Source organism: Sulfurovum iocasae, assembly GCF_047716765.1.
Lineage (GTDB): Bacteria > Campylobacterota > Campylobacteria > Campylobacterales > Sulfurovaceae > Sulfurovum.
This window is the reverse complement of the sequence record NZ_CP180410.1, coordinates 1096233-1118745: the sequence shown is the minus strand read 5'-3', so window position 1 is coordinate 1118745 and position 22513 is coordinate 1096233. Positions and strand designations below refer to the sequence as shown.

The 22513-nt window shown below is 39.6% G+C and carries 16 protein-coding genes; 5 read left to right on the top strand and 11 right to left on the bottom strand.

All coding sequences use genetic code 11. The features are described from left to right. Nucleotides 1–803: 803 nt before the first annotated feature. Nucleotides 804–2882 carry a patatin-like phospholipase family protein gene (locus ACLHDG_RS05390; protein WP_415407967.1) on the top strand — a complete coding sequence of 693 codons (2079 nt, stop codon included), beginning with the start codon at nucleotides 804–806 and terminating at the stop codon, nucleotides 2880–2882. 193 nt (nucleotides 2883–3075) lie between these two features. Here the strand turns inward: ACLHDG_RS05390 and ACLHDG_RS05385 are convergent, their stop codons facing one another. The 6 genes from ACLHDG_RS05385 to ACLHDG_RS05360 all read right to left on the bottom strand — a co-directional run bounded on the left by ACLHDG_RS05385 (nucleotide 3076) and on the right by ACLHDG_RS05360 (nucleotide 12597). Beyond that, nucleotides 3076–6474: a mechanosensitive ion channel domain-containing protein gene (locus ACLHDG_RS05385; protein ID WP_415407966.1), complete on the bottom strand. Its 3399-nt coding sequence runs from the start codon at nucleotides 6472–6474 to the stop codon at nucleotides 3076–3078. Nucleotides 6475–6612: 138 nt separating this feature from the next. Next, entirely contained in the window at nucleotides 6613–7407 is a 795-nt protein-coding gene (locus ACLHDG_RS05380; RefSeq protein WP_415407965.1) for a hypothetical protein, read from the bottom strand. Between the two features lie 21 nt (nucleotides 7408–7428). Beyond that, entirely contained in the window at nucleotides 7429–8247 is an 819-nt protein-coding gene (locus ACLHDG_RS05375; RefSeq protein ID WP_415407964.1) for an acid phosphatase, read from the bottom strand. After that, nucleotides 8237–9730, bottom strand: a complete 1494-nt coding sequence (locus ACLHDG_RS05370; protein WP_415407963.1) for a DUF1254 domain-containing protein — start codon at nucleotides 9728–9730, stop codon at nucleotides 8237–8239. Before ACLHDG_RS05370 ends, ACLHDG_RS05375 begins: the two co-directional genes overlap by 11 nt. A gap of 24 nt (nucleotides 9731–9754) precedes the next feature. Beyond that, on the bottom strand, nucleotides 9755–11182 hold the full coding sequence (locus tag ACLHDG_RS05365) for a DUF1254 domain-containing protein (protein WP_415407962.1): 1428 nt from the start codon (nucleotides 11180–11182) through the stop codon (nucleotides 9755–9757). 11 nt (nucleotides 11183–11193) lie between these two features. Next, nucleotides 11194–12597, bottom strand: coding sequence for a DUF1254 domain-containing protein (locus tag ACLHDG_RS05360; protein ID WP_415407961.1), 1404 nt, complete (start codon nucleotides 12595–12597; stop codon nucleotides 11194–11196). A gap of 161 nt (nucleotides 12598–12758) precedes the next feature. Between ACLHDG_RS05360 and ACLHDG_RS05355 the strand changes: the two genes are divergently transcribed. Then, nucleotides 12759–13712 (top strand): helix-turn-helix domain-containing protein, encoded by a 954-nt coding sequence (locus tag ACLHDG_RS05355; protein WP_415407960.1) that lies wholly within the window; start codon nucleotides 12759–12761, stop codon nucleotides 13710–13712. Between the two features lie 335 nt (nucleotides 13713–14047). Here the strand turns inward: ACLHDG_RS05355 and ACLHDG_RS05350 are convergent, their stop codons facing one another. Further along, on the bottom strand, nucleotides 14048–15034 hold the full coding sequence (locus tag ACLHDG_RS05350; protein ID WP_415407959.1) for an NAD(P)-dependent alcohol dehydrogenase: 987 nt from the start codon (nucleotides 15032–15034) through the stop codon (nucleotides 14048–14050). Nucleotides 15035–15278: 244 nt separating this feature from the next. Here ACLHDG_RS05350 and ACLHDG_RS05345 point away from each other — a divergent pair, with 244 nt between their 5' ends. Beyond that, a complete protein-coding gene (locus ACLHDG_RS05345; protein WP_415407958.1) occupies nucleotides 15279–16361 on the top strand; it encodes a metallophosphoesterase in 1083 nt (360 codons plus the stop codon). Nucleotides 16362–16525: 164 nt separating this feature from the next. On the opposite strand, the gene ACLHDG_RS05340 is transcribed toward ACLHDG_RS05345, so the two are convergent. Next, nucleotides 16526–16885, bottom strand: coding sequence for a hypothetical protein (locus ACLHDG_RS05340; RefSeq protein WP_415407957.1), 360 nt, complete (start codon nucleotides 16883–16885; stop codon nucleotides 16526–16528). 388 nt (nucleotides 16886–17273) lie between these two features. Further along, on the bottom strand, nucleotides 17274–17795 hold the full coding sequence (locus ACLHDG_RS05335; RefSeq protein WP_415407956.1) for a flavodoxin domain-containing protein: 522 nt from the start codon (nucleotides 17793–17795) through the stop codon (nucleotides 17274–17276). A gap of 276 nt (nucleotides 17796–18071) precedes the next feature. Between ACLHDG_RS05335 and ACLHDG_RS05330 the strand changes: the two genes are divergently transcribed. Both ACLHDG_RS05330 and ACLHDG_RS05325 read left to right on the top strand, forming a co-directional pair. Continuing rightward, complete coding sequence (locus ACLHDG_RS05330; RefSeq protein WP_415407955.1) at nucleotides 18072–18884, top strand: MBL fold metallo-hydrolase; 813 nt, start codon at nucleotides 18072–18074, stop codon at nucleotides 18882–18884. A gap of 13 nt (nucleotides 18885–18897) precedes the next feature. Further along, nucleotides 18898–19572 (top strand): methyltransferase family protein, encoded by a 675-nt coding sequence (locus ACLHDG_RS05325; RefSeq protein WP_415407954.1) that lies wholly within the window; start codon nucleotides 18898–18900, stop codon nucleotides 19570–19572. A 114-nt stretch (nucleotides 19573–19686) separates the two neighbouring features. Here the strand turns inward: ACLHDG_RS05325 and ACLHDG_RS05320 are convergent, their stop codons facing one another. Next, nucleotides 19687–20970: a HupE/UreJ family protein gene (locus tag ACLHDG_RS05320; RefSeq protein ID WP_415407953.1), complete on the bottom strand. Its 1284-nt coding sequence runs from the start codon at nucleotides 20968–20970 to the stop codon at nucleotides 19687–19689. Next, nucleotides 20967–22457, bottom strand: coding sequence for a hypothetical protein (locus tag ACLHDG_RS05315; protein ID WP_415407952.1), 1491 nt, complete (start codon nucleotides 22455–22457; stop codon nucleotides 20967–20969). The genes ACLHDG_RS05320 and ACLHDG_RS05315 overlap by 4 nt, the downstream gene beginning before the upstream one ends. Nucleotides 22458–22513: the final 56 nt, after the last annotated feature.

The following is a 22513-nucleotide window of genomic DNA, read 5'->3' as shown; positions in this document are numbered from 1 at the left end:
TCTATCTTGTCGCCAAGGCTGCCTTTTTCCTTCAGGCCCTCCTCGTCATCCAGGTTGCTCTCGCCGTATGAGCGGAACATCCAGGCAACCTCCGATGGCGAGAAATAGTCCGGATCGATGCTCAGTAGCATTAAGTAGAGCTCTTTGTCTTCAGTGTTCTCTATCTCCAGCCAGATGGGCTGAACTCCTTTTTTTGCAAGCGGTATTTCAAAGCTCTTCTTTGTCTCTTCAGGGCTCAATACTACAGCGGAGACTTGAACACCCCTATCGATCTGGGTTTCAGCACGGGCGCGGTAATCCATTGATTCGATCTGGGGAGCAGGAGAAATCGTACATCCAGCAAGTAAGAGGAATAACAGCAGAACTATTGCCTGAATAGGACCAACTTTGCCAAAACATCGGATCATCTTCAATTTCATCTCTGCTCCTGTGTACATGCTATCCTACTCTTCATATTACCTTCTTAAGTTAATACTCTATAGTATATAACTTTTTCAAATGAGTGTCAATTTTATATAAAACCTTATAATCTAATATATTTTATAAGGTTACTAAATTAATAATTAAAGTCAGGAGGAAGCGTTTATTTCTATGCGATATTATGACCTATTCAGATTTTACTTTCAGGTTCTTTTGAAGTTCAATCATAGCTTCTTGGCCTACTGTTATCATACCATATTTTGGCCGATACAGGTCCAAAACAACTGATGTAAGTGCTGTAAAGAATATACCCTTTTCAGATACGGGACATTATAGACTTTATGTTAAAATATATAACAGACTCTACACAGAAGGTATATCCCATGAATCAATTTTTGAAACTCTTGATTATTTCTTCTCTACTCACTCTTATCCTTCATGCAGAACGTGTAAATGTTAAGGCTTCTATGGTCATCTCAGGTGGTGCCAGCCTTGGGGCATATGAATCAGGATACAACTGGGCATTGATCAATATGCTGAAGAGGGAAAAAGCAACAAGTAAAGTTGTAGATCCCCAATTGCTTTCTGTAACAGGTGCCTCCTCAGGTTCCATCAATGCTTTACTTACTGCAATGTACTGGTGTCAAGAAGATTCTGTTCCTTTAAGAAACACTGTTGAAGACAATCTCTTTTATGAAACATGGGTTAAACTTGGGATTCAAGACCTTGCCGTTTTGGATAAAGATCCCAGCAATAAAAGTGCACTCTTTACGCAAGATGGTTTAAGAAAAAAAGGTGTGAAGATCATTGAGCACCTTAAACAGCCTATCTTTAAAAAGAATTGTGAAATGCCTTTGGGTGTGACTGTCACAAAGACCACCCCGATCGTTGAGATGGTCTCTGGTGTCGAGGTGAAAAATCAAAACTTTTCAGTGCCTCTTACATTTAGAGAAAAAAATGGACAGGGAATCGTTGAAAACAGATCAATGCCACCTAGTACAACCTTCTATATTTCCATACCCGGTATAGAAAAAGACAGAAATAAACTCATCAATCTACTCTTGGCTTCGAGTGCCCTTCCTACCGCTTTTCAGCAGGTAAAATTGGATTATAGATATAAAGAGAAAGACTATTCTAATTACTTCGTGGACGGTGGTTTATATGACAATGTCCCTCTTGATCTTGCCATTGAACTTGATGACAATGCTGAATATTATTTCTTTATGGATCCGTCTAAGATGAGAAAAGAGATCGTTCAGGTAAAAAAAGATGAAAAAGAAGAGTTGCCTGTTGGTTTCATTACTCCAAACATTATGCCTCTTTTTATCAGTTTTGACATCATGCTATCCATGAAACTCTATCAGGCCATCAATGATAATTTTAGAGGTACTTCTGATAAAACCTTGGTCCTTTCATCCCGCTATCACCCTATCGCAGGAAAATTTCTAGGACATTTTGGTGCATTTTTAGATATTAACTTCCGGAAGTATGACTATTATGTCGGTGTCTATGATGCTATTTACCATGTTTCAGCTACATACCTAAGAGAGCATCGTTACGCAAAGACTCAAATAGAACTTATGAATTATTTAAAGACAGTCTTAGGACTAGATAAAAACCCTGAAGCATTGGCTGCATACACGTTATTTTTAAATACAGAGTTTTATAATGCCAAACCAAAAACAACGGATCGTTTCTCTGCTATTTACAATGCATTTAATTTGAATAAACCTGATGCCACACGTTATGATAATGATGAATTTAAAGCCTTCCTCTCAAAACTTGATATGAAGTATCTCGAAGAGAGTGAACATTCTTACATAAGATATGCACAGGAAGATATTGAGAATTGGTATAAAAGACCTTTAAGATATATTATTGCACGTATTGCGCTATTGGAAAATGATCGGACAGAGGCAGGAAAAAAAGGTTCTTTTGGTACAGAAACTGCTGTAGCGGCCTGGTCATCAACTTCTTTCCTGAAAGAGAAAAGAGGATTTGAGTTTTTACCACTTAATGTACCGCAGGATAAAGGTAAAGAAGGCTACCGTACTACATTAAGGATGTTACCCGGAGAAATTGCTTCAGATATGAAAAACGGTGGACTGAGCTTTGGATATTATGCGCTTTATCACATGAAAAACGATGATATCATCAATGGAGTTGAAGGAAAAGCGTCTTATGTTTCTATTTTAAATCAGACTGATTTTATACGTGGAGATCTAAGTGTCTATAAAGAGTATGATGATTTCCTGAAGATAGGAGTGGGTGCAAGTTTCTTTGGAAATATGGAAGGGTCCTTCTACCAGAGCGACAGTGCCTATGGGTTGAACACTTATGTTGATATGATGGATATATTTAGAGTGACTTATGTGCGAAGAGATGGAAGTCGATATAGCAAAAATCATTTCTACTTTGGTTTTGAAAACATTCCAAGTCTTATTTATTGGTTGAGTCGATAAAGTTAAGAATATGATTCTAAAGGAAGGAGAGAGTGATAATGCACTCCTGCCCATAGTTTTTGTAAAATGTATGTATTTAGATATTTAAGGGATATGAACTTTAAGAAGTCTATCAAGGAAAACCTTATAAAGTTATATATTTTCTTTGTCAGACCCGTGACGACACTACTATAAGATTTCAAGTTACACTTTTTTAAGACCTTTCCTTGTCTTTTTCACTATGCACGCGAATATCGATCGGTTTACTCGTATCAAAATGCACATCACGCTGAGGAAAGGCAATAGCAATACCTGCTTCATTAAACTTGTGGTTAATGGCTCCATGCAGGTCTGTAACGACCTCTACACGGTTGTCTACCGAAGGAAGAAATGCCCGTAAATAAAGCTTGAGCGCATTATCGTCAAAACTCTCGAAGGTCACAGATGGTACCGGGGAATCAAGCACACTATTGTGTTCATTGGCAGCTTCTTTCAAAAGCTCCATCGCTTTGGGTACATCGCTCCCATAGGCAATGCCCACTGGAATCACAATCCTGATAATGGGGTCAGACAATGTCCAGTTAAGCAGCCGGGCTGTGATGAACTCCTTATTGGGGACCAACAGTTCCTGACGGTCCCAGGTGGTGATAGTGGTGGCGCGGATCATAATGCGGGTTACCACACCAGTAGTGGTACCCACGGTCACGGTATCTCCCACCCGAATAGGTCGCTCGAATAATATGATCAGACCACTGATAAAGTTGGCTACGATCTCCTGCAGACCAAAGCCGATACCCACACCAAGGGCAGCAACAAGCCATTGAATCTGCGACCATTTTCCGCCAAGGATATCAAAAAATAATACAGTACCAATACCAACAATCACATAGCGAAGTAACGTGGTAGCAGTGTAACGTCCGCCTACCGTAATCTCAGCGCTCTGAAGTAGCATGAACTCCAGCAAGGCTGGTAATCCTCGTGCTGAGACGGTAGTAATGATACCCACGATGATGGCGAGAAGCAAGTTTGTCAGCGTTATGGGTACCACTGTTTCCACTCCATCGACGATCACTACGCTGTTCCAGAGCGATATATCATCCAGGATGCTAAAGGCAGGGAGTATGGGTGACCAGATGAACCATAGGCCGATGACTCCGGCAAACAGGATGGCAGTGTTAAGTAGCTTTCGGCTTTTTGAATCCAGAGCAGTGAGATCGATCTCTGGTTCATCTATTTTTAAAGTATATTCGTTCCTGTCGGAGGCACTTTCCCTGGATTTCTCCATGGTTTCTTTTGCCATACGTACTTCCTCTCGGCGTGCTAGAATAGCCTGAAATTTCAACCTGAGACCCACCAGCAGTAGCCATCGTGCGAGCAGTCCGTGAAGCAGTACCAAAGGGTAGATCATCAAGATCGTGTTGATCAAGTTGTGAGTCAATGTGATACCAGTATAGATATAGCCAAGAAGCACCAGCACTACTAGACTGATTATGTACACGATCAGAAGGCTTCCCCATACGGATCGAAGGCGTACGAGAAGATTAGTAGAATTTTCTACGAAGAAATTTGCGAGTACACCACCACGTGGTGTAAATGTACGAAAAATAAAAAGTCCTACGGAACCGATGGTAAACAATAGGCTCAACATAGTGAGTCCGACCTTATCCAAAGTAATACTATGAATGGTTATGAACGTAGTAGGCATGATTAATACCATCAACAATCTTAACTCACGATGCAGTTTGGCAGCAGTATTGGCAGGCCACTTAAAATGCTTCACCACGAGACCTCCAGGAATGGCCAAATCAGCTAAGTACATCAGGGCGAAGAATGCACGTGAGATGCGTAGCAAACCTGCCGCCACCGCGTTTGAAAACTCAGTAGCTTCAGGAACCAACGACAGCTGCCAGCCAGTGACTAGAAATAAAAGCGGCAAAGGCGCCGAGGCAAAGGCTGTCCATACCAATGCCTGGATGGTGTAGCCAAAGCTATCGGTACGTATGTGCCCTATTTTTTCGCCTGTAGCCACCGCAGCACGTAGAAAATACCGTCTCATTAATGCGAGAAAGACAAGAATAAGGACTAGAATGGTAACTAGTGGTTTGGCCTTGAGCTGTCCTAACAGGACGTTGCCAACCTCCATCCATTTGGAAGGAGACAGCATCAGTTCGATTTCCTGTGATAGGTTTTTGAATAGAGAGAGACTGACCGGTTCGGTACTGCGAATCCACAGTAGATGTTTACCTAGGAAATTATCGTATGCTTCCACCACGTTGATAAGCTGCCGTTGAGCGAGATCGAGTTCTCCCAGAGCACTCAGATAGGAGGCTTCGGTGGCAATGGCCTTGTTCAGCAGTCCTTGTCGTCTAAGTGCGAGCTCTTTAAGTTCCGTGTAGATCCTATCAACCTCTTTTTGAGGCATATCCTGCATGAAGTCTGTAAGATAGGCCTCGATGTCACGTAGACGCCGATGCTCCTCTGTGTACTGAACCTGCCGTAAGCCAGAGCTGGCAATGAGTTGTTTCAATTGGCTGGTTTCACTTCGCATGGCAGGCAGCTTGGGCAGTAATCGATGCTGCTGTATCAATATCCCCCCAAGTGCCTGGCTCATTCCGGCAATCTCAAGTTTTTGCTTGATGCTACTCAGCTCCTCACCAATACGCTTGGCACTGGCACGCCTCTGATCGTCTTCGGCAGAGGCACGCTCGAGATCAAGGGTACTCGTCTTGAGTTCCTTCCCCAGTGCAACGTTCTGCTCTGCCAGTTTACGCACCAAAGAATGTTTATCCCTGGACTCTTCTTTTGTAGTCTTAACTTGCTGCTGTACCTGCTCGACTTCTGCAAGCCGGCGTTTACTCAGCAAGTCCTCTATTAGCCGTACTCGTGTCGTGATATATTTGACGTTGCTTTCTGTGACATCTTGTTTTGCATTAAGCACTTCCATCCGTTTCTGGTAGCTCAACAGTTCCCGGCCCAGCATCTTGATTTCAGAACTGAGTGCAAATGTCTGCGTCTCCTGTATCCAATTTCGTGCCTGTATCATCACAGCCGGTTCCCCTTCCGGTGCTGCTGACTTACGCTTTGTAATGCTGGTTTCGAGTCGTCTCTTCAGCACAATCAATCTCTCTCTAGCAATGCTAGGCCTTCTGCTCTGAATCACAAGTCGATTATTGAGATCAGATAGCTTTGCCTCTACAGCAGACAGATCAGCCTTTTCTTTTTGTTCTTGTTGTTCGAGTTCCGACAGTGTCGTCTTCTCTAAAACCTTCAAGATCTTTTCAGGTAAAACCTTTTCTTTTTCTTTAAGAGCATTGAGCAATTTCTCCGTTTCCGCTGGTGCAGTTTTTTGGGCTTCTGAAAAGGATTCTGCATCTGTCGCATAGAATCGTGCCTTCTCTATATTTGCCAATGCCTTATGGTAAAGCCCTGTAAGATCTTTTTTAGATTCATCATCGAGACTTATTGTCTCAACTTCCTTGATCTTGCTTTTTAGGACTTCCGGGTTTACAGTAAGTATCATCTGACTATTCTTCTCTTCAGCCCCTGCTGACCATTGTGTGCCAACCAGAGACAACAATGCTGTCATCAACATGATTCGTAAAAGATTCTGCATAATACCTCTCCATTCCTTGTATATAATTTTTAGTGCTTCTGCTCGTCAGAACCTAACACAGATTAGGAAGAGTAAGATATAAAGCATTCTTTCTATATTACCAAAAGTAACTCTTTTTTGACCCTATTTATTTATAATTTAAAAAGCCCAGGTCAAACCAAATATCCATCCCTGCTGGCTTACATCATAAACAAATCCATCATCTTCATAGTCCAGATCATAGTAACGGTAACCTACCGATGTACCGATCGATTTACTCCATTGGTAACCAAGAGTGGCAGTCACATCACAAAAGAAGTCCGAACCAACACCAAATCCACCTATGGCTACTCCACCCGCAGCATAAAAGTCTGTATCTCCAAGAGCCGTCCGTCCTTTGATACCGATGAGAGGATCTACCCATGATTCTATATGATCTATTGTTTGTCCTGCCAAGATACCAAATCCTCCGCTAAACGCAAGATGTGTATCTATCTCCCAATAGCGTGCTCCTACCAATACATCCACTACACTCTGATCCTGATTGTAAATTTCGTGTAAATATGCTCCTGAGAAAATAGTTGTTTTACTCGTAGAATCCAGACCCAGGTTAATTTCTTCAATTAACGGTGTACTCGATTGCATATCACTATAGAAAAAATCAACAAAGAAACCTTTGCCGTTCTTTTTTCCTTCAAACATAGCCATTAAACTGGCTTCGGTATCATCAAATGCATCACTGGCAGAGATATCTATAGGTATTACACTTGCACCGGGAATACTCGCAACATCACCTTCAAAACCTGCAAGCCATGCATAAGGGCTCAAACGGAACTCCCACTTGCTCTCTTCAGTTTCCACTATCGGTTCTACCACAGGTACAATGTCACCTCCTGCATAAGTTAAATGACTCAATGCCAGTATAGTCATGAGAGAAAAAGCTGTTTTTTTCATAGTGTCTTCCTTTTTATTTGGTTATTTTTCTTTAGGCATAGCCAATACATCACTCTCAAACTTACAATCATTGGTTGCTTTAGCCCCTTTTGCATACAATGATGCAAGCTCTTTTTTGGCCATTTCAAGATCAGATAAGAATTGAGGATCTGCATGGAGTTTTGCGACAACAGAAGCACCCACAAAACGTCCTTCTACCACATCACTGTGCCAGTGCACATTACATATGATCCTACTTTCACCAAAAGCCCTGCCTCTAGCCAATATCGCATCAGCATGTCCTGGTGCGATCTCAGCAAGGATCAATGCCCATGCCCAACCTATAGCTGTATGTCCGGAGGGGTGAGAACCATCTTTTTTCAGACCTTCTCTGTCTTCGGGTGTACAGATCGGCTTTCTGTTTAGCATAAAAGGTCGGACGCGCTGATAATGATTTTTTGCTGTATATGTTGCCAAGCCTGCATCAGCCAATGTTCGCCGTAACAGCAGATAAAGATGCGGTGTCTGCTTTTCATTGACAGGCAGACCTAAAGCACAGGAAAAGATTTGTGCTGCGTTGGGAAAACTTAGATCAGCATCTCTTTTTGCCATTTCCCATCGAGATGTTCCCTGCAATACAAAATACTTTTGACTGACAGCATCATCAAACTTCTGAGCTGCACTGCCTTGTATGGGTGCTATTGGAATCAAGTTTAGGGAATTTGGAAGCGTTTTGGAATCCAAATACCCCTGTAAAATACCTGGTTTTATCTCTGGTATTTGTGACGATAAACTGTTGTCTTTTGCAAAAAGAAAAGCTGTACTTATCAATATGACAGAAATAATAATCTTATAAATCATTTTTACCCTTTTTATTGGTATTTGTTACGGCTGGAGGTGCCCACTTCTGTTCCACGATCTCTTCACCCGGCATGTATGTTCGCAAGACTAAAAGGAACGCTCCGCTCGTTGTGCTAGGCAGCCAGTTAGATTCCTTCTCCTTCCCTGGTGATGTGTTTTGAATGTAGATTGTTAGACCACCATCAGCATCTTTTTTCAAATCTTTGTCTCGATCGCCTATCGCGTAACGATCGATTGCGTTGGGAGTGAAATTATAGGTCGGGTCATATAAGGTAAGGGACCAAAAGGCATGAACTATAGGAAGTTGGTTTGGAGTGAAATGAATACTATATTGCTTCGCACCATCGAAGGGTTGTCCAGATCCATCTAGGGCAGTGTTGTAGTAAACCGCTTCTTCGGGATCATTGGCTATGATACCGCCCAAGCATTGCACGGAACCACGCAATAGAAAATCGTCAGCCAGTCCTGCGCGCCCAAAGATCTTGGGTGGAATGTTCCAGTTGTTGACTTGCTTTCCGAGCTTACCCGAGAGAATCACTTGATTTAGCAACTTGCGGCCATCGACTGCGGCACGTGCCAGTCCACGCTTGGTAGCATCGTCCAGTTTATCGATATCCTGACCGGGACCTACCCCGATCTTGCCAAACAATTCGACTAATTTTGCAAGACGCGCTTCGGGTGGATTTTCTGTCATCGCCCGGTTCATGGTCTTCCATTCGGCAAGCGGATCGGTACTCGGATCGAAGGGTTTCCAAACGTCTCGGCTCTCTGGTAGCTTGGCGTCCTTCTTACCCCATAAGCTGAGCGGGATCAGCGTGAACTGCTCCTGTAGCGCGTTCACCACCGGAACATCCGCCTTCCCGTCAACAAGCGTCCGGCCAAAGATCACGACTGTGGGGGTGCGCGAGGCCGACAGTCGTTTCACACCGGCAGGCAACGTCCCTTTCCAATCAGGTCCAACGATTGCAAAACTACCGGCTTTTTCACCGGTAGTGCGCTTCCCTACATAAGCGAAGTTATCCGAGTCAATAGAGGCCAGCTCAAACGCAAAATAGCGGTTTCCCATATCCGGGTGAGACAAAATGAAAGGCTCCTTGCTGACATTGACCCAAGCCATGGAATAGAGCGTGTCCTGATTAGGTGCACCGCCACCGCGATAAGAAGCATCACCCAGTTTGAGCATATGGGAAAAGTGGTTGAGCGGTGCATACGGCGTAAGATTGCCTTCTGGTTTGGGCTGGGTGACCCAGTCCCACCGCAGGCTTGGCAGATACACATAGGGGAAGCCGAAGACATACGCCTGCACTCCGAGAGTGTAAGCGTAGTCCTCGCGCCAGTCGGTTATTTTATCCATTTTTTGCGCCGATACCGTGGTCTCAGGCACTACTTCATCTGCGATAGCAACATTACTAAAAGTTAGTGAACCTAAAACTAAGGCGGTAGCTACAATAGTTGTACGATGTATTTTATACTGTATATTCATTTGATATCCTTTTTAATTGCTTGATTAATTTTTAGATCCTTTTACAAGAGGTGGATTAACCCATTTACCTTCAAGTGCCTCTTTTTCTGGACCATAAAGTCTCATCACGGCATAAAAAGGTCCATCAGGAGCGGGTAGCCAGTTTGACTCCAGTTTTTTACCCGGTGACTCTTTTTGAATATAAAGTGTTAAAGAACCATCCTTTGAAAAAACAAATTGATCCATCATGGGTGAGTTAAGCAGATATCTTTTTAGAGGATTGTCGATTAGTAATTGCGTCTTACCATCATACATCGTGAGAGACCAGAACGCTTTTACCGGCGGAAACTCACCTTTTTTAAATGTCAATGTATATTTGTTCTGTGAGGCATCAAATGGAGCACCTTGTGCATCTACCAAATAGGTAGGATAGATAGCTTCATCGCCTGAGTTTCCATATAGACCCATATGTGCAGCGGCAGCACGCGGGAGAAACAAGGTAGCTAGTCCATAGTTTTCTTTGGCACTCTTGTTTAAAAATGTTCTTGTTCCAAAGATTTTAGCACTCATTAGTGGATCATTTGCATTTTTGGCGAGGTATGCTTCTATCTCGGAAAACCCTTCTTTCACACCTTCTTCGATGGCTTTTTGTATTTGGGGAGAGAATCTGTTGATATCAAATGTATCTTGCGTACCCAATCCGATCTTTACAAATCTTTTCATAAGAGCTTGCTCTTCTTGAGGTATTTCAACAAGTGTCAGCATAAAATCAATATAGTTGAATGCCACTGCAGTAAACTGTTCACCTTCTTTCCATTTTGGAAAATCAATTGTAGATGGAGCAGCAGGAGCTTTGATTCCCAGATAAGCACTTAATGGCTCAAGACGATAAGCATCTTGAATCACTCTGACATTTTTCAGATCATCCGGACTAAACAGCTGAGTACGAAATACAGCAAAAATAAATTGTGTTTCACAAGGAATAACCTCTTTAATTCCCTTTGGTACTTTACCTTTCCAGTCAGGTCCTGTTATAAGGTATTTGCCTGGAACATTACCTGTCGCGATAGTGCTGACATACGCGAAGTTATGAGTAAACAGATCAACAAGTTGAATTTCGTAAAATCTCTCTTTTTCTATCTCCGGAATAGTCAATACCAACGGTTCTGTTCTCATGTCTCCCCATACCATACAGTAAGGTGTATCGGAATTTGGAGTAACGATGGCTTTATCTTCAGGGGTAAATACTCTGGCTTCACATCCCAGATAATTAAACTCTCCTTTATACTCAGGTGAGTTTTTATCCACGACATAGCTATACATCGTTTTGTAGTTCAGTACCATAGGCAAGCCATAGATATAGGCTTCTTTGGCAATTGCTTTAGCTTCTTTGGGACTTAGTTTTGGCTCTGCAGCAAAACCTGAAGTAACCACCAGTAGACTCATTAGCACAGTTAAATAGATCTTTTTCATTTTATACTCTCCTACTTTTTAGTTGATATTTTAACTTTTGGCATAACATATAATGGGTCAAGTTTCGATGGTTCCGGCCAATACAGTCTAGCTTGCAGTGAGAATAGACCATCATGGGCAGGTAGCCAGTTTGACTCTTTATCTGCTCCTGGAGACTCTTTTTGAATATAGATATCCAAGGAACCATCTTCATTGTATTTCAACCCTTCTGTCGCACTGCTGATCACATAGCGGTTAATCGAATTTTCTATAAAGAGTTGTTCGGGTAATTTATACATAGAGAGCGACCAGAATGCTTTTACCGGTGGGATCTCATCCTTGGAAAAATGGAGGGTATAGTTATGCTTGGATCCATCAAGTGCTTTAGAGTTTTCATCTACAGATGTCTCTGGATAGAATGCTTCTTCAAGCGTATTACCCCATAGTCCAAAGTATGCTGCTGCTGCACGTGTAAGGTACTTGCCTTGCATTGCTTCTCTTGTACCAAATGCTCCTGAAACCTGTATCCATCCGTTTTGTGTAACACCTAGTTTTTGTCCCGCAGCTTCGATGTCAACCATAGCATTGTCAATACCATCCTCTATAGCTTTTTTTATTTCCGGGTCAAGATTCTTGATGTCAAATGGCACATTTGCACCAATGCCAATTTTGGAGAATTTTTTCATCAGTTTTGTTTCACTAGGATGCAGCTTCATTTGTCCTAACATAAAATTGAGATAGCTTATAAACTCTGCAGATCTTACTTTTTCAGGAGAAAAGATCGGAAAATTCAACTTAGCAACTGCTTTAGGTGCTGGCACACCCATAAATGTACTTAAAGGCACTGCTTTATATCCGCTTTGTACTTCCATAGCATTTTTAACATCATCTCCCGAATAAACTTGTGTACGGGCCAAGGCCACAAGAAAATTTCCCTCCGCATGAATGACTTTTTCTATTCCCTTAGGTTTTTTACCATCCCAGTCAGAGCCGACAAGAAGATAATCTCCTGCACCAAATCCTGTTTCGCGTGTACCTATATAATCAATATTATGCGTATACATATCTATCAATTGCCATGAGTAATAACGTTTATCAGAAATGGCAGGAACACTTAGTACCATTGGTTCAGCACGTAAATCAAACCAAACAATAGAATAGAAGGTGTCATTATTTGGACGAACAATTGTCGTGTATTCCGGGCCAAGCAAAACTGCCTTATTTTTTAGTTGATTAAAGGGAGCTTCGTACGCGGGCGATTGATTCCATACCGCTTGAACAAACAACATCTTATAGTTATCAAGCACCGGGAAAGCATAAATATACGCCTCTTTGGCAATGGCTTTAGCTTCTTTTGGGTTCAGTTTTGCCTCTGCACCAAAGCTTGAAATAACGACTAGCAAACTAGCCACAAGTATCAAATAGATCTTTTTCATTCTTTTCTCCTTCATTTAATTAATTCATCATTCATATCTATATAACGACATAAGTATAACAAGTATAGCATTATCCGTAAATATATGTCTAGCCACTTTTCGAAAATTTCAGTATACTTAAGACAAAGAATTTATTGTGATTACCAAGAAAAAGGGTTATCGTGCCAGAGACACATGAATTAACATTCCAGCCAGGCTTGATTGTTAATCAGGAGTTTTTTGATTATCCTGATATGCAGGAAAGTGCAAAAAACTGGCTCTATCTATCAAAATACCGATTTGGAACCGGAGCATTTTATGGCTATTATGATGGTGTACAACTAAACCATCTGCAATTTGGTCATGCAGACCGGCATGAGGGCGTAATGTTTGAAGGTTTCTCCCCAAAAGATTGTCTCACGATCGCTATTTTTCAAAAAAGCACCGGTTGTGTTTGTGTAAACGGTCTCAAAGTGAAATCTGGAGATATTGTTATAATTGATGACTCCAAGCCTTATGATTTTTCTTCAAGCCACCGTACACTTATGGCAATTGTAAGTATCAGTAAATCACTTATTGCAACAGAGATCCCCCGGATACTCTGTGCTACAGACAAAAAATTCAAAGACAATAATCATATACTCTCCAATACCATTGAAAGTGAGTGGAAACGTGTTTCAGAAGAACTAAACTTATTTGCTGATACCAATGAAATTGAAGTAATGGAAAAAAAGATAGTTCAGGCTATCAAATATGCTCTTGTAGGACAAACAGGTGAAGGGAGCCATCTCACAGAGGGAGAAAAGACCGCTCTTGAAGTCAGATCTTATCTGCTCAACTCTTTAGAGGAGACGATAACCATCCAGAGTATCACTGAACAATTTAAGGTATCGGATAAAACACTTGAAACCAGCTTCAAATCCCTTTTCGGAATCACACCCAAACGTTTCAAATATCTTCTCAGACTCAATCATGCCCATAAGGATCTGCAGTTTGCAAATGCACAAATGGCAAATGTTTCCGACATTGCAAGTAAATGGGGTTTCTCAAATTTTGGGAGATTTGCTAAAGACTATAAAGCACTCTTTGGTTCTTTAGCAACAGAGACACTAAATTTAACTCCAGAACAATTATAAATTAAATCAAATTACAATACTAAATTATTGTAAAAGTATCATCATTATGCTACTAAGATGATAATCTTACATACAATTTCCAAAACCTTATAATCTAACATAGAATATAAGGTTTGTCGCTATAGCGGTATGCAGTGATTTTAAATGAGTGATGAAAACCTTATAAAATTATATATTTTATAAGGTTTTAATTTTTTAAGAATCATCATTATATTAACCACCAAAAGCTGATGAAAACACACTAAATTACAGAATACCATTTGAAGTTTTTTAAAAAGGTAATCTGTTTATGTCGTTAGTAGTTTGAAGTTATATCAGGCAGGTACAACACTTTGCTAGGTTGCATTGTCATGCTCCACAATTATGACTACTTTTCCCTTTTTGTGTCCTTCTCCAAAATACCTCATAGCTTCAGCAGCCTCGCTTAACGGGTAGCATCTATCTATAAGAGGTACGACTTTGCCGGCTTCAAGAAGCTCTTTCATAAAAGCCAAACCCTTGTTTGGTTTATGCAATAGGAGACCCATTTTCTTATTCCCTATCATGGAAATCAATGGTCCTAGGAAGATGGCTTGGAAAGCTCGAGCGTCAGTACCTCCTATGAAGACATAAACCCCCTTGGGAGTTAATGCACGCTTGCAATCGAAAATTGAATGATGTGCCTGCATATCAAGGATCAGATCATAATGCTGCCCATTTTTAGTAAAGTCTTCCTGCGTGTAATCAATGACATGGTCTGCACCAACCGAACGTACAAAGTCCATTTTCTTTGTGCTGCAGACACCAGTCACTTCAGCCCCAAATGATTTGGCGATCTGCACCGCAAAGGTACCAGCACCTCCAGATGCACCATTGATCAAAATTTTTTGCCCAGGCTTGATCTCTCCTTTAACACGAAGACCTTGAAGGGCAAGGAGCCCTGCTTGAGGAATGGCCGCCGCATCCTCGAATGTCATCACTTCCAGTTTTAACGCCAATGTATTTTCACGAGCACATACATATTCTGCAAAACCGCCAAAGCCACACCCAGAGAGGTCCCCAAACACCTCGTCATCCGCACGAAACTGTTTTACGTTTTTCCCAACTGCTTCAACCCTTCCTGCTATGTCACATCCGAGTATTCTAATTTTTGTTGGCTTTAGCAGTCCGGCCATTAAGCGGTTCACGAATGGTATGCCTTGAAGGAGTTGCCAGTCCCAATCGTTTATGGATGCCGCATGAACTTTTACCAGTACTTCATCGTCCTTGGGGGTAGGTTTTTCTACTTCTTCTAGATGAAGAACATCCGGTAATCCGTATTTGGTGTATACAATCGCTTTCATAAGTATTCCTCCATGATTACTTTGATCGGGTCATTTTGCGTGCAGCTCACCACATTCTATCCTATAAATTTGTGAAACCTAACTATTTATTAATCCCACATGAAAACTGTTTTCAAATAATCATCATTATGTAAACGGGATGATGATTTTCCATATAACTCTAAAAACATTATAATCTAACATAGAATATAAGGTTTGTCGCCATAATTGGTATGGGTTAATGATAAAGTGTTAAAATTAATCTATGGAAACATTATTTAAAATAATATTCTTGTTATCATTATTTTGCTTGGGACTATTTCCCTTTGCTTCCATGCTAAATAAGTATTTTTTCAAAAAACAAATCAAAACTGTATTTTATTTTACAATAATTTTTAATATTACATTCATATTTTTATTTGCAATTAGCAATTTAATTAAGTTGGATTTCCTTACTAGTTTTTCACGATTTATAAATTATTATTTTGGGTTCCTCTTATATGCATTTTTAGTAAGCATAACTTTTTGGGGAATATATGAGGTACTAAGAAAAATAAACAAAGAAAGAATAATCCTAAAAAACTATGTGATAGTATCACTGCTAACAATCTTGGTCATCATCAATTCTACTGCAATTCACAACTTTCATAAACTAATAGCTGTAGAAGAATATACAATTTATTCAAATAAAATTACCAAAAATTATAGCTTCGTTCAGATTGCTGATATTCAATACGGATCGGTAAGCAAGGAGCATATGGAAAAGGTAATAAAACTTGCGTATGCACAAGATCCTGATTTCATTGTCTTTTTGGGAGATTTAATAGATTTTGAAAAATATGAGTTGAAAGATTTTGAAGTCTTTGAAGAGAGCAAAGTACCAATTTATTTTGTGAGAGGTAATCATGAATACAATAAAGATCCTGAGAGAATCAATGAGTATCTAAAGTTGATAACTTCGATTAAATATTTGCGGAATCAAAAAGATGAGTTTAAAGAAATAGAAATTGTTGGAATTGACTATGATAGTTCCAAGTATCAACTGAAAGAGAAGCTAAAAGCAATAGAGCTGGACAATAATAAATTCTCATTATTACTTTATCACGATCCTAAAGGAGTTGAATTTGCAGTCAAAAAAGGATTTGATCTAGCACTTTTTGGGCATACTCATGCAGGGCAAATATGGCCAATAACATTACTCATAGATGTAATGTATGAATACGGGGACGGATATTACGAAGAAGGTGATACAAAGATTTATACTACGGACGGTGCTGGACTATGGGGACCGCAAATGAGGCTTGGTTCACAGAATGAGATATCTGTGTTTAAATTAATTGCTAAGTAAGTTTTGTAGAATAATAATATTCTTAGTGTGGTCGGATTTTTTATGTACTTGGATACATAAAAATATTTCTCTCTAAAATGATTAGCTGATGCAAAACCTTATAAAGTTATATATTTTATAAGGTTTTGAAAATAGAATATTTTGTTCATCTATTGCACCATTCTTTATCGTCCGGCTTCTTCTTTTTTCCGTACATACGCGAGAGCCTCTTCGTAGGAGATTTGCTCATCTTTTGGTATTGCTTTGATAGTACCTTCTTTTTCTAGCTGATTAGTAGCCAGCATCCCTACCCAAATATCAAAGAACATTACTTTTTGTTCTTTTGTTTGTATCCATTCATTGTAGTTCTTTGCATACTCGAAGAAAGTTTCTTCACGGGCATACAGTTCACCCAGTTTTGGCATTAGCAGCATGATGATACCTTCACCAAATTCTTTGACACGGTATGCCATAAATCCCAAGTTCGCATCATTGAAATTCGGGCTTTTTCTTTGCTTTTCAATTAGTTCTATTATTTGGTCCATTTTATTTTCCTTTTGATATAAAAGAATAGCAGAATATTTCCCAGTTTTGGGCAGGAAAATATGATTCTCCATCGATAGCTGTGCAAGTGTTTCCATCGGACCAGCTGACCCATAAATCAAAAAAGGTAGCTTTTTGTGGCATAAGCCTATTACTACACAAGAGGCAGCGAAATGTTTAAATGGCTACTTCTATATTGGTTAATCTCTTAAGGGTATGGTGTTTTTACCATGCTCTTTTTTTAGCTGGCATTTTATGTCTGTAATTACTGGTATTTTTAACTGTAAATACAGTAAATAGAAAACCTTATAAAATATGATGTTTAGAGTCAGTGTTTTACATTAAGTCTTTTCTCAGATTTCATTCAAGTGTGACCTTGGAAGGGGCAACTTAATTAGAAGATATTGCCTCGCTTGACTGGAATTGCTGAATCAGATTTATAATCGGCTCAATGCTGGATTTGTCCATGAAGTCAAATCCTTCAAGCTCTTGTTTTCTAGCTTCAGGGTCCTTGTTTAGCATGGCACCAATTTTTAACAACTGTCTGTCCCACCAAGTAAGTTCCTCTGGCTTTTGCCTTCCACGTAGCGCTACATGTTTTATTTGTGATATAAAGTATGTGGGAAAGCTGTCATCGATCCAGCCATTAAGTTTCGTCCCAGATGGGGCACCAGATACCGTGAAAAATATAATCGGCTTGTTCTCAATACTTATCAAACTTTTTTTCACCCACTTGCGGTTCAATACTTTGTAGTAGTATATCGGGCTACCTAAGACCAAAAAGTCGTATTGCGATGGATCAGCATTGGCATCTTTCACATTAAATATTGGTAAACCAGTCTCTTCACCTATCCATTTGGCATATTGCTCTGTGCTGCCATATTTACTTGAAAAAAATATTGCACCATTCACTTCAAACCTTTCAGTATTACATAACAAATAAAGTTAAACACCGCGACCATATTATCATAAGTGGCAGTGTCACACCATGAAATCGCATCACTATTAAGGATGCCATTGATTAGACATTCTTCATTGCTGATTCCATTCCTCTTTTTTATAGTATATCCAATCCCAAAAATTATTTCATCAATAGAGGTGACTGATATTAGAATATTTATTTGAGGTGCATAATAGAAGAAATGCTATAATCAGAATATGTGGATGAAATATGGGAAAGGATAAACTATGAAGATTACACACTACCTCTACAACACCTTTATCATTGAATCAGGAAGTAAAAAGATAGCTATTGACCCCGGTGGATTATTCTTTTATTTTTTTAGATTCACAACTTTAATCCCTAAATCTGAATGGGAAAGCATCACACATATTTTTGTAACCCACGGTGATCCGGATCACTACTGGCATATGGATAGAGTGGCAAAAGTTTCTAACGCTCCTGTTATTTGCAATAAAACAATGGTAAGAAATATCGAAGGAAAAACGTTAATGTTAGGTCCCAGAGATAAGGGATTGGCTTTTACAACACCTATAGAAATAGAAAAAGTTCATACCCTTTCAGAAGATGAAACCATTCATCTAGATGGGATGTCCATAACAGGAATCAAGGCAACACACGGGCCTATGATTTTAAAAATTGGTCCTTTTTCTAAAACATTAAAGCCCGGTCCAGATGAAAGAGTCGGCTGGGGTGCAATCGGTTTTAATATTCAGCTTGATGGAAAGAGTATTGTAAATCTTGGCGATACGCTCCTCCATGAAAAAGAGTGGCAAAATATAAAAAACCCTGATGTCTTGATGATCCCTATTGGAGGAAGAACTATTCCTAATACGATGGATGAAAAAGAGGCAATTCAAGCAGTAAAAATTATGAGGCCCAAACTGGTAATTCCTTGCCACTATAACACTCCTGGACTGTTTTCTAAAAATTATAATTCTGCTGATGATCAAATGTTTAAAAAGGAAGTTGAAAAAATGGGTATCGAGTGTGTAATTCTCAAAATGGGTGATTCCATCGATTTGAAAAATGATAAATAAGCAAAATCCCTTTATGATCTGGTTGAGTTTTGGTGTACGCATGGTTTTATTTGCTGTTGCATTGATGTGGCCAGCAGGTACTTGGCGGTGGTGGGAAGCTTGGGTATTGGTTGGACTCTGGACTGTCTATGGAGTTGTCATGATGATTTATTTATTACGTAATGATCCTGTGTTACTCGTAGAACGATTGAAGCTCGTACCACTGCACAAGGAACAAAAGGTTTGGGACAAGTTCTTGATGCTACTTTTTTTTATTGCAGGTATTGGTCTTTATCTGCTTCCTGGTTTTGATATTATGCGTTATGAGTGGAGTGATCCCTTGCCTCTATGGATAAGAATTGCCGCAATGTTTGTACATGTACCTTGCTTTGTGCTTCTAGGCTGGATAATGCGTGAGAACACATATCTATCACAGGTAGTAAAAATTGATAAAGAGCGTGATCATAAGGTGATTACTACCGGACCCTACGCAGTTGTTCGACATCCCATGTATACTGTAACAATCATTTTACTGTTCGCGGTTCCCATTGCACTTGGTTCTCGGTTTGCATTGATCATTTCATTATTTTTGATGGTGTTGTTAATTGTTCGAACTTACCTCGAAGATCGTACATTACACGCAGAACTGGTAGGCTATCCAGAGTATGCTAAACAAACAATTTACCGACTAATTCCAGGGCTCTGGTGAGAGTCTCTAAGGTTTGTCACTATAGCGGAATTTAACATCCTTAGATTGAGGATGAAAACCTTATAAAGTTATATATTTTATAAGGTTTTGGAAATGGAACATTTTCTTGATGATTTACAACGCAGATACTATACTGCTTCCTCTCTCAACTGTCCAAATTATAGCAATAACAATACTCCCCATAGCCAAGGCATAACGAGTGACTTTTTCTGCTTTAGAACCTGTTTTTGCAACCAGATACAAAAGGATCAATGTAACAAGAACAATAAAGAGTTGACCTATCTCTACACCGATATTAAAGGCTAAGAGGCTTTGCCAAATATTTGGTGAGGTGACATTAAGGATATGTTGCAGTACAAACGAGAAACCAAGTCCATGCAACATACCGATGAGTGTTGTTATTATTACAACACTCGCTTCACTCTTTTCCTTTTTAAAAGAGTCTATGAAGTCTGGCAAGAGTGCAACTGCTGCGATATAAACAATAGAGATTGCTATACCTGTCTCAACAGCAGGTATAAACCAAGCTGAGGATGGGACAAAACCAAAGAAACCTAAAGAGAGTGTTACACTATGCCCAAGAGTGAAACCAGTGACACGCCATAAAAGACGCGTAATAGAGAGACTTCCAAGAACAAGACAGATTACAAAAAGAACATGATCAGTTCCATCAAGTATATGCTGAACACCCTCTTTGATAAAGGTGACCATAGCATCCCAGAGTGAATTTGTAATCATAATAGGCTTTAACAATAGACCCCGTTCACGAAACACCTGTACTCCGCTAGGAGAATAATCAAGTATGACATTTGCTGTTTCATCTTGGTTAGGTAGTTTTGGGTCAAGCGTATAGGCGATGCCATATTCATTAATGCTACTAGCGCTTTTATATTGTAAGAGGACGTCTATAGTTGTATCACCTACATACACTTCATTATTGAAAACACTCAAGTCATTGGTCTTGGCAAACGAAGCTTTTGCTTCTTCTAGCGTTGAGAAGTCACTTTGGGTACCATTTTTATAGAAAAAGACCTTATCGACCTCAAGCTCACCTGCTTCATCATCCACAGAGATATTAAGTCCCCTCTGAATAAGTCTCTTCATCTCATCAAGTGAGTTGTGAATTGCTTTTACATCAACATAATGTGTAAGCTTTCCCTCTTCCATACGGTTTGTTGTATATGGCGCAGGTATAGGTAAACCATTGGCATCAGCTTCGCCAAGCAGGTCTGCAACCAAATACGGCATAGGTAGTCGCATATATATCTCTAAGCCATCTGAACGGTGCTCTACGTGGATTATACGAACATTCAAGTTAAGTTTGAAATGCGCCAAAGCGCTACTTGTAAAAAAAAGTGAAAGTAATAAGAATGCAATTACTTTTGAAAGATACTTCATGAAGTTTTATCCTTCAGACCTAAGAGAGAAAAATCCTTTATGAACCACTCTCCATCTTTTTCTATCATGTCAATGATGAATTGGTATTTAAGTGCACGTCTATCACTATGTCCCCAGTGTTTAGCGATCACTTTAACATCACCACTTACATTTACACTAAAACCATCTTCATCTTTTAGTTCTCTTATCGTATCAACATTCAACGTACCAAACTCTTCAATAGCACCTATACCACCACGGATAACTGAAGGTGCGAAGAGTTGAGACAACTCTTTTTTTATACTCTCACTGTTTTTTGACAAAAGTACCTTTGAAAGCTCTTGATCTAAACGCTCTTCCTTTTTTTCTATAAATGCTGTACGAACATTTTCCAAAGTCTGTTTTATGACCTCCGTACCTTGTTCTTGCGTTGGAAGTTCGCTCCATACATTTATCTCGCCAAAGATAGGTAAATTCCAATGTTTTCCTGTTTTTGTTCTTACAGGTATGATCTTAGGCTCTGTTTTATCTTTAATATGGTTTTTCCATCTGAACATAGGATCATCTCTATAAATAAAATCAGGATATGGCCCAACTGGGTCTATCGTATCAAAGGGGACCTTATCTACATTTTCATTGAAATAAACCCATTTTGATTCAACACTTTGAGGTAGTTTGTCTACATGATATTGTTTGCTAACGCCTACCAGTACGGATGATTCAACAAGGTCTGTAAAACTTTCTACCAATTTCAAGCCTGTTATACTCACACGAAAAAGGTCCACTTTCACATTATCAGGTTTTACATGTCTTCCATTGATGAGCAGATTTTCATCCATCTGAAAATATTTTTGTACCTGTTTTTTTAACAACTCTAACTTGTCCCCTTTTTGATCTGTTTGCTCAAAAGAGATGAGTTTAGAGATATCATCTACTCGCATCAACGTTTCTACTCTTACCAATCGTGGTTCAAGATATAGATATCCCATTAAAGGGTACTTGTGATGGCGTGTGAGGTTTTTATTTTCAAAGTATGAATACCAGGCATCATCCCAATTCAAGTTAAGTTTAGTAGCTTGATTTAGGTAGCGAAAATCTGTTACAGGTACTGAGTTATGGTAGGTCACAAAACCCATATTTACTTCTGGATAGCCATTTTTATCCAGAGGTGGGACAAATTCTAAAACTTTTGGTTTTTCCTCGAAACTATATACAAGTTCAACGTAAAGCACTCGCTTCTCTTTTGGGGCACCTTTCACACGTTTTTTAGTATAAGGGTTCATTATTCCTGCATACTTAGATTGTCTATCGATACGGATTCTGCCTTCTGATAAATCAATTTTAGGTTGTAAGATCTTTTTGTCTGCTATCACTTTAAAGGTCTCATTTGAAAATTTTAACAAACGCTTCTTTTGTGTTTCACGTTTTATATTTTTAGTCCATTCATCAGGGATAAGCTCTTTAAAAGTTTTTAAGTTATCAAAAGAGAGTTCTAATTTAATTTTCACATCTTTATCGGATATATAAATCTCTGCGATATTCGGAGCACTTTCAGCACCAGTAA

Excerpts from the sequence above, each read along its gene's own strand:
- ACLHDG_RS05320 (WP_415407953.1), bottom strand. The coding sequence starts at position 20,970 with ATGAAGTATCTTTCAAAAGTAATTGCATTCTTATTACTTTCACTTTTT.
- ACLHDG_RS05345 (WP_415407958.1), top strand. The coding sequence starts at position 15,279 with ATGGAAACATTATTTAAAATAATATTCTTGTTATCATTATTTTGCTTG.
- ACLHDG_RS05380 (WP_415407965.1), bottom strand. The coding sequence starts at position 7,407 with ATGAAAAAAACAGCTTTTTCTCTCATGACTATACTGGCATTGAGTCAT.
- ACLHDG_RS05385 (WP_415407966.1), bottom strand. The coding sequence starts at position 6,474 with ATGCAGAATCTTTTACGAATCATGTTGATGACAGCATTGTTGTCTCTG.
- ACLHDG_RS05360 (WP_415407961.1), bottom strand. The coding sequence starts at position 12,597 with ATGAAAAAGATCTATTTGATACTTGTGGCTAGTTTGCTAGTCGTTATT.
- ACLHDG_RS05390 (WP_415407967.1), top strand. The coding sequence starts at position 804 with ATGAATCAATTTTTGAAACTCTTGATTATTTCTTCTCTACTCACTCTT.
- ACLHDG_RS05370 (WP_415407963.1), bottom strand. The coding sequence starts at position 9,730 with ATGAATATACAGTATAAAATACATCGTACAACTATTGTAGCTACCGCC.
- ACLHDG_RS05375 (WP_415407964.1), bottom strand. The coding sequence starts at position 8,247 with ATGATTTATAAGATTATTATTTCTGTCATATTGATAAGTACAGCTTTT.
- ACLHDG_RS05325 (WP_415407954.1), top strand. The coding sequence starts at position 18,898 with ATGATCTGGTTGAGTTTTGGTGTACGCATGGTTTTATTTGCTGTTGCA.
- ACLHDG_RS05330 (WP_415407955.1), top strand. The coding sequence starts at position 18,072 with ATGAAGATTACACACTACCTCTACAACACCTTTATCATTGAATCAGGA.
- ACLHDG_RS05340 (WP_415407957.1), bottom strand. The coding sequence starts at position 16,885 with ATGGACCAAATAATAGAACTAATTGAAAAGCAAAGAAAAAGCCCGAAT.
- ACLHDG_RS05365 (WP_415407962.1), bottom strand. The coding sequence starts at position 11,182 with ATGAAAAAGATCTATTTAACTGTGCTAATGAGTCTACTGGTGGTTACT.
- ACLHDG_RS05350 (WP_415407959.1), bottom strand. The coding sequence starts at position 15,034 with ATGAAAGCGATTGTATACACCAAATACGGATTACCGGATGTTCTTCAT.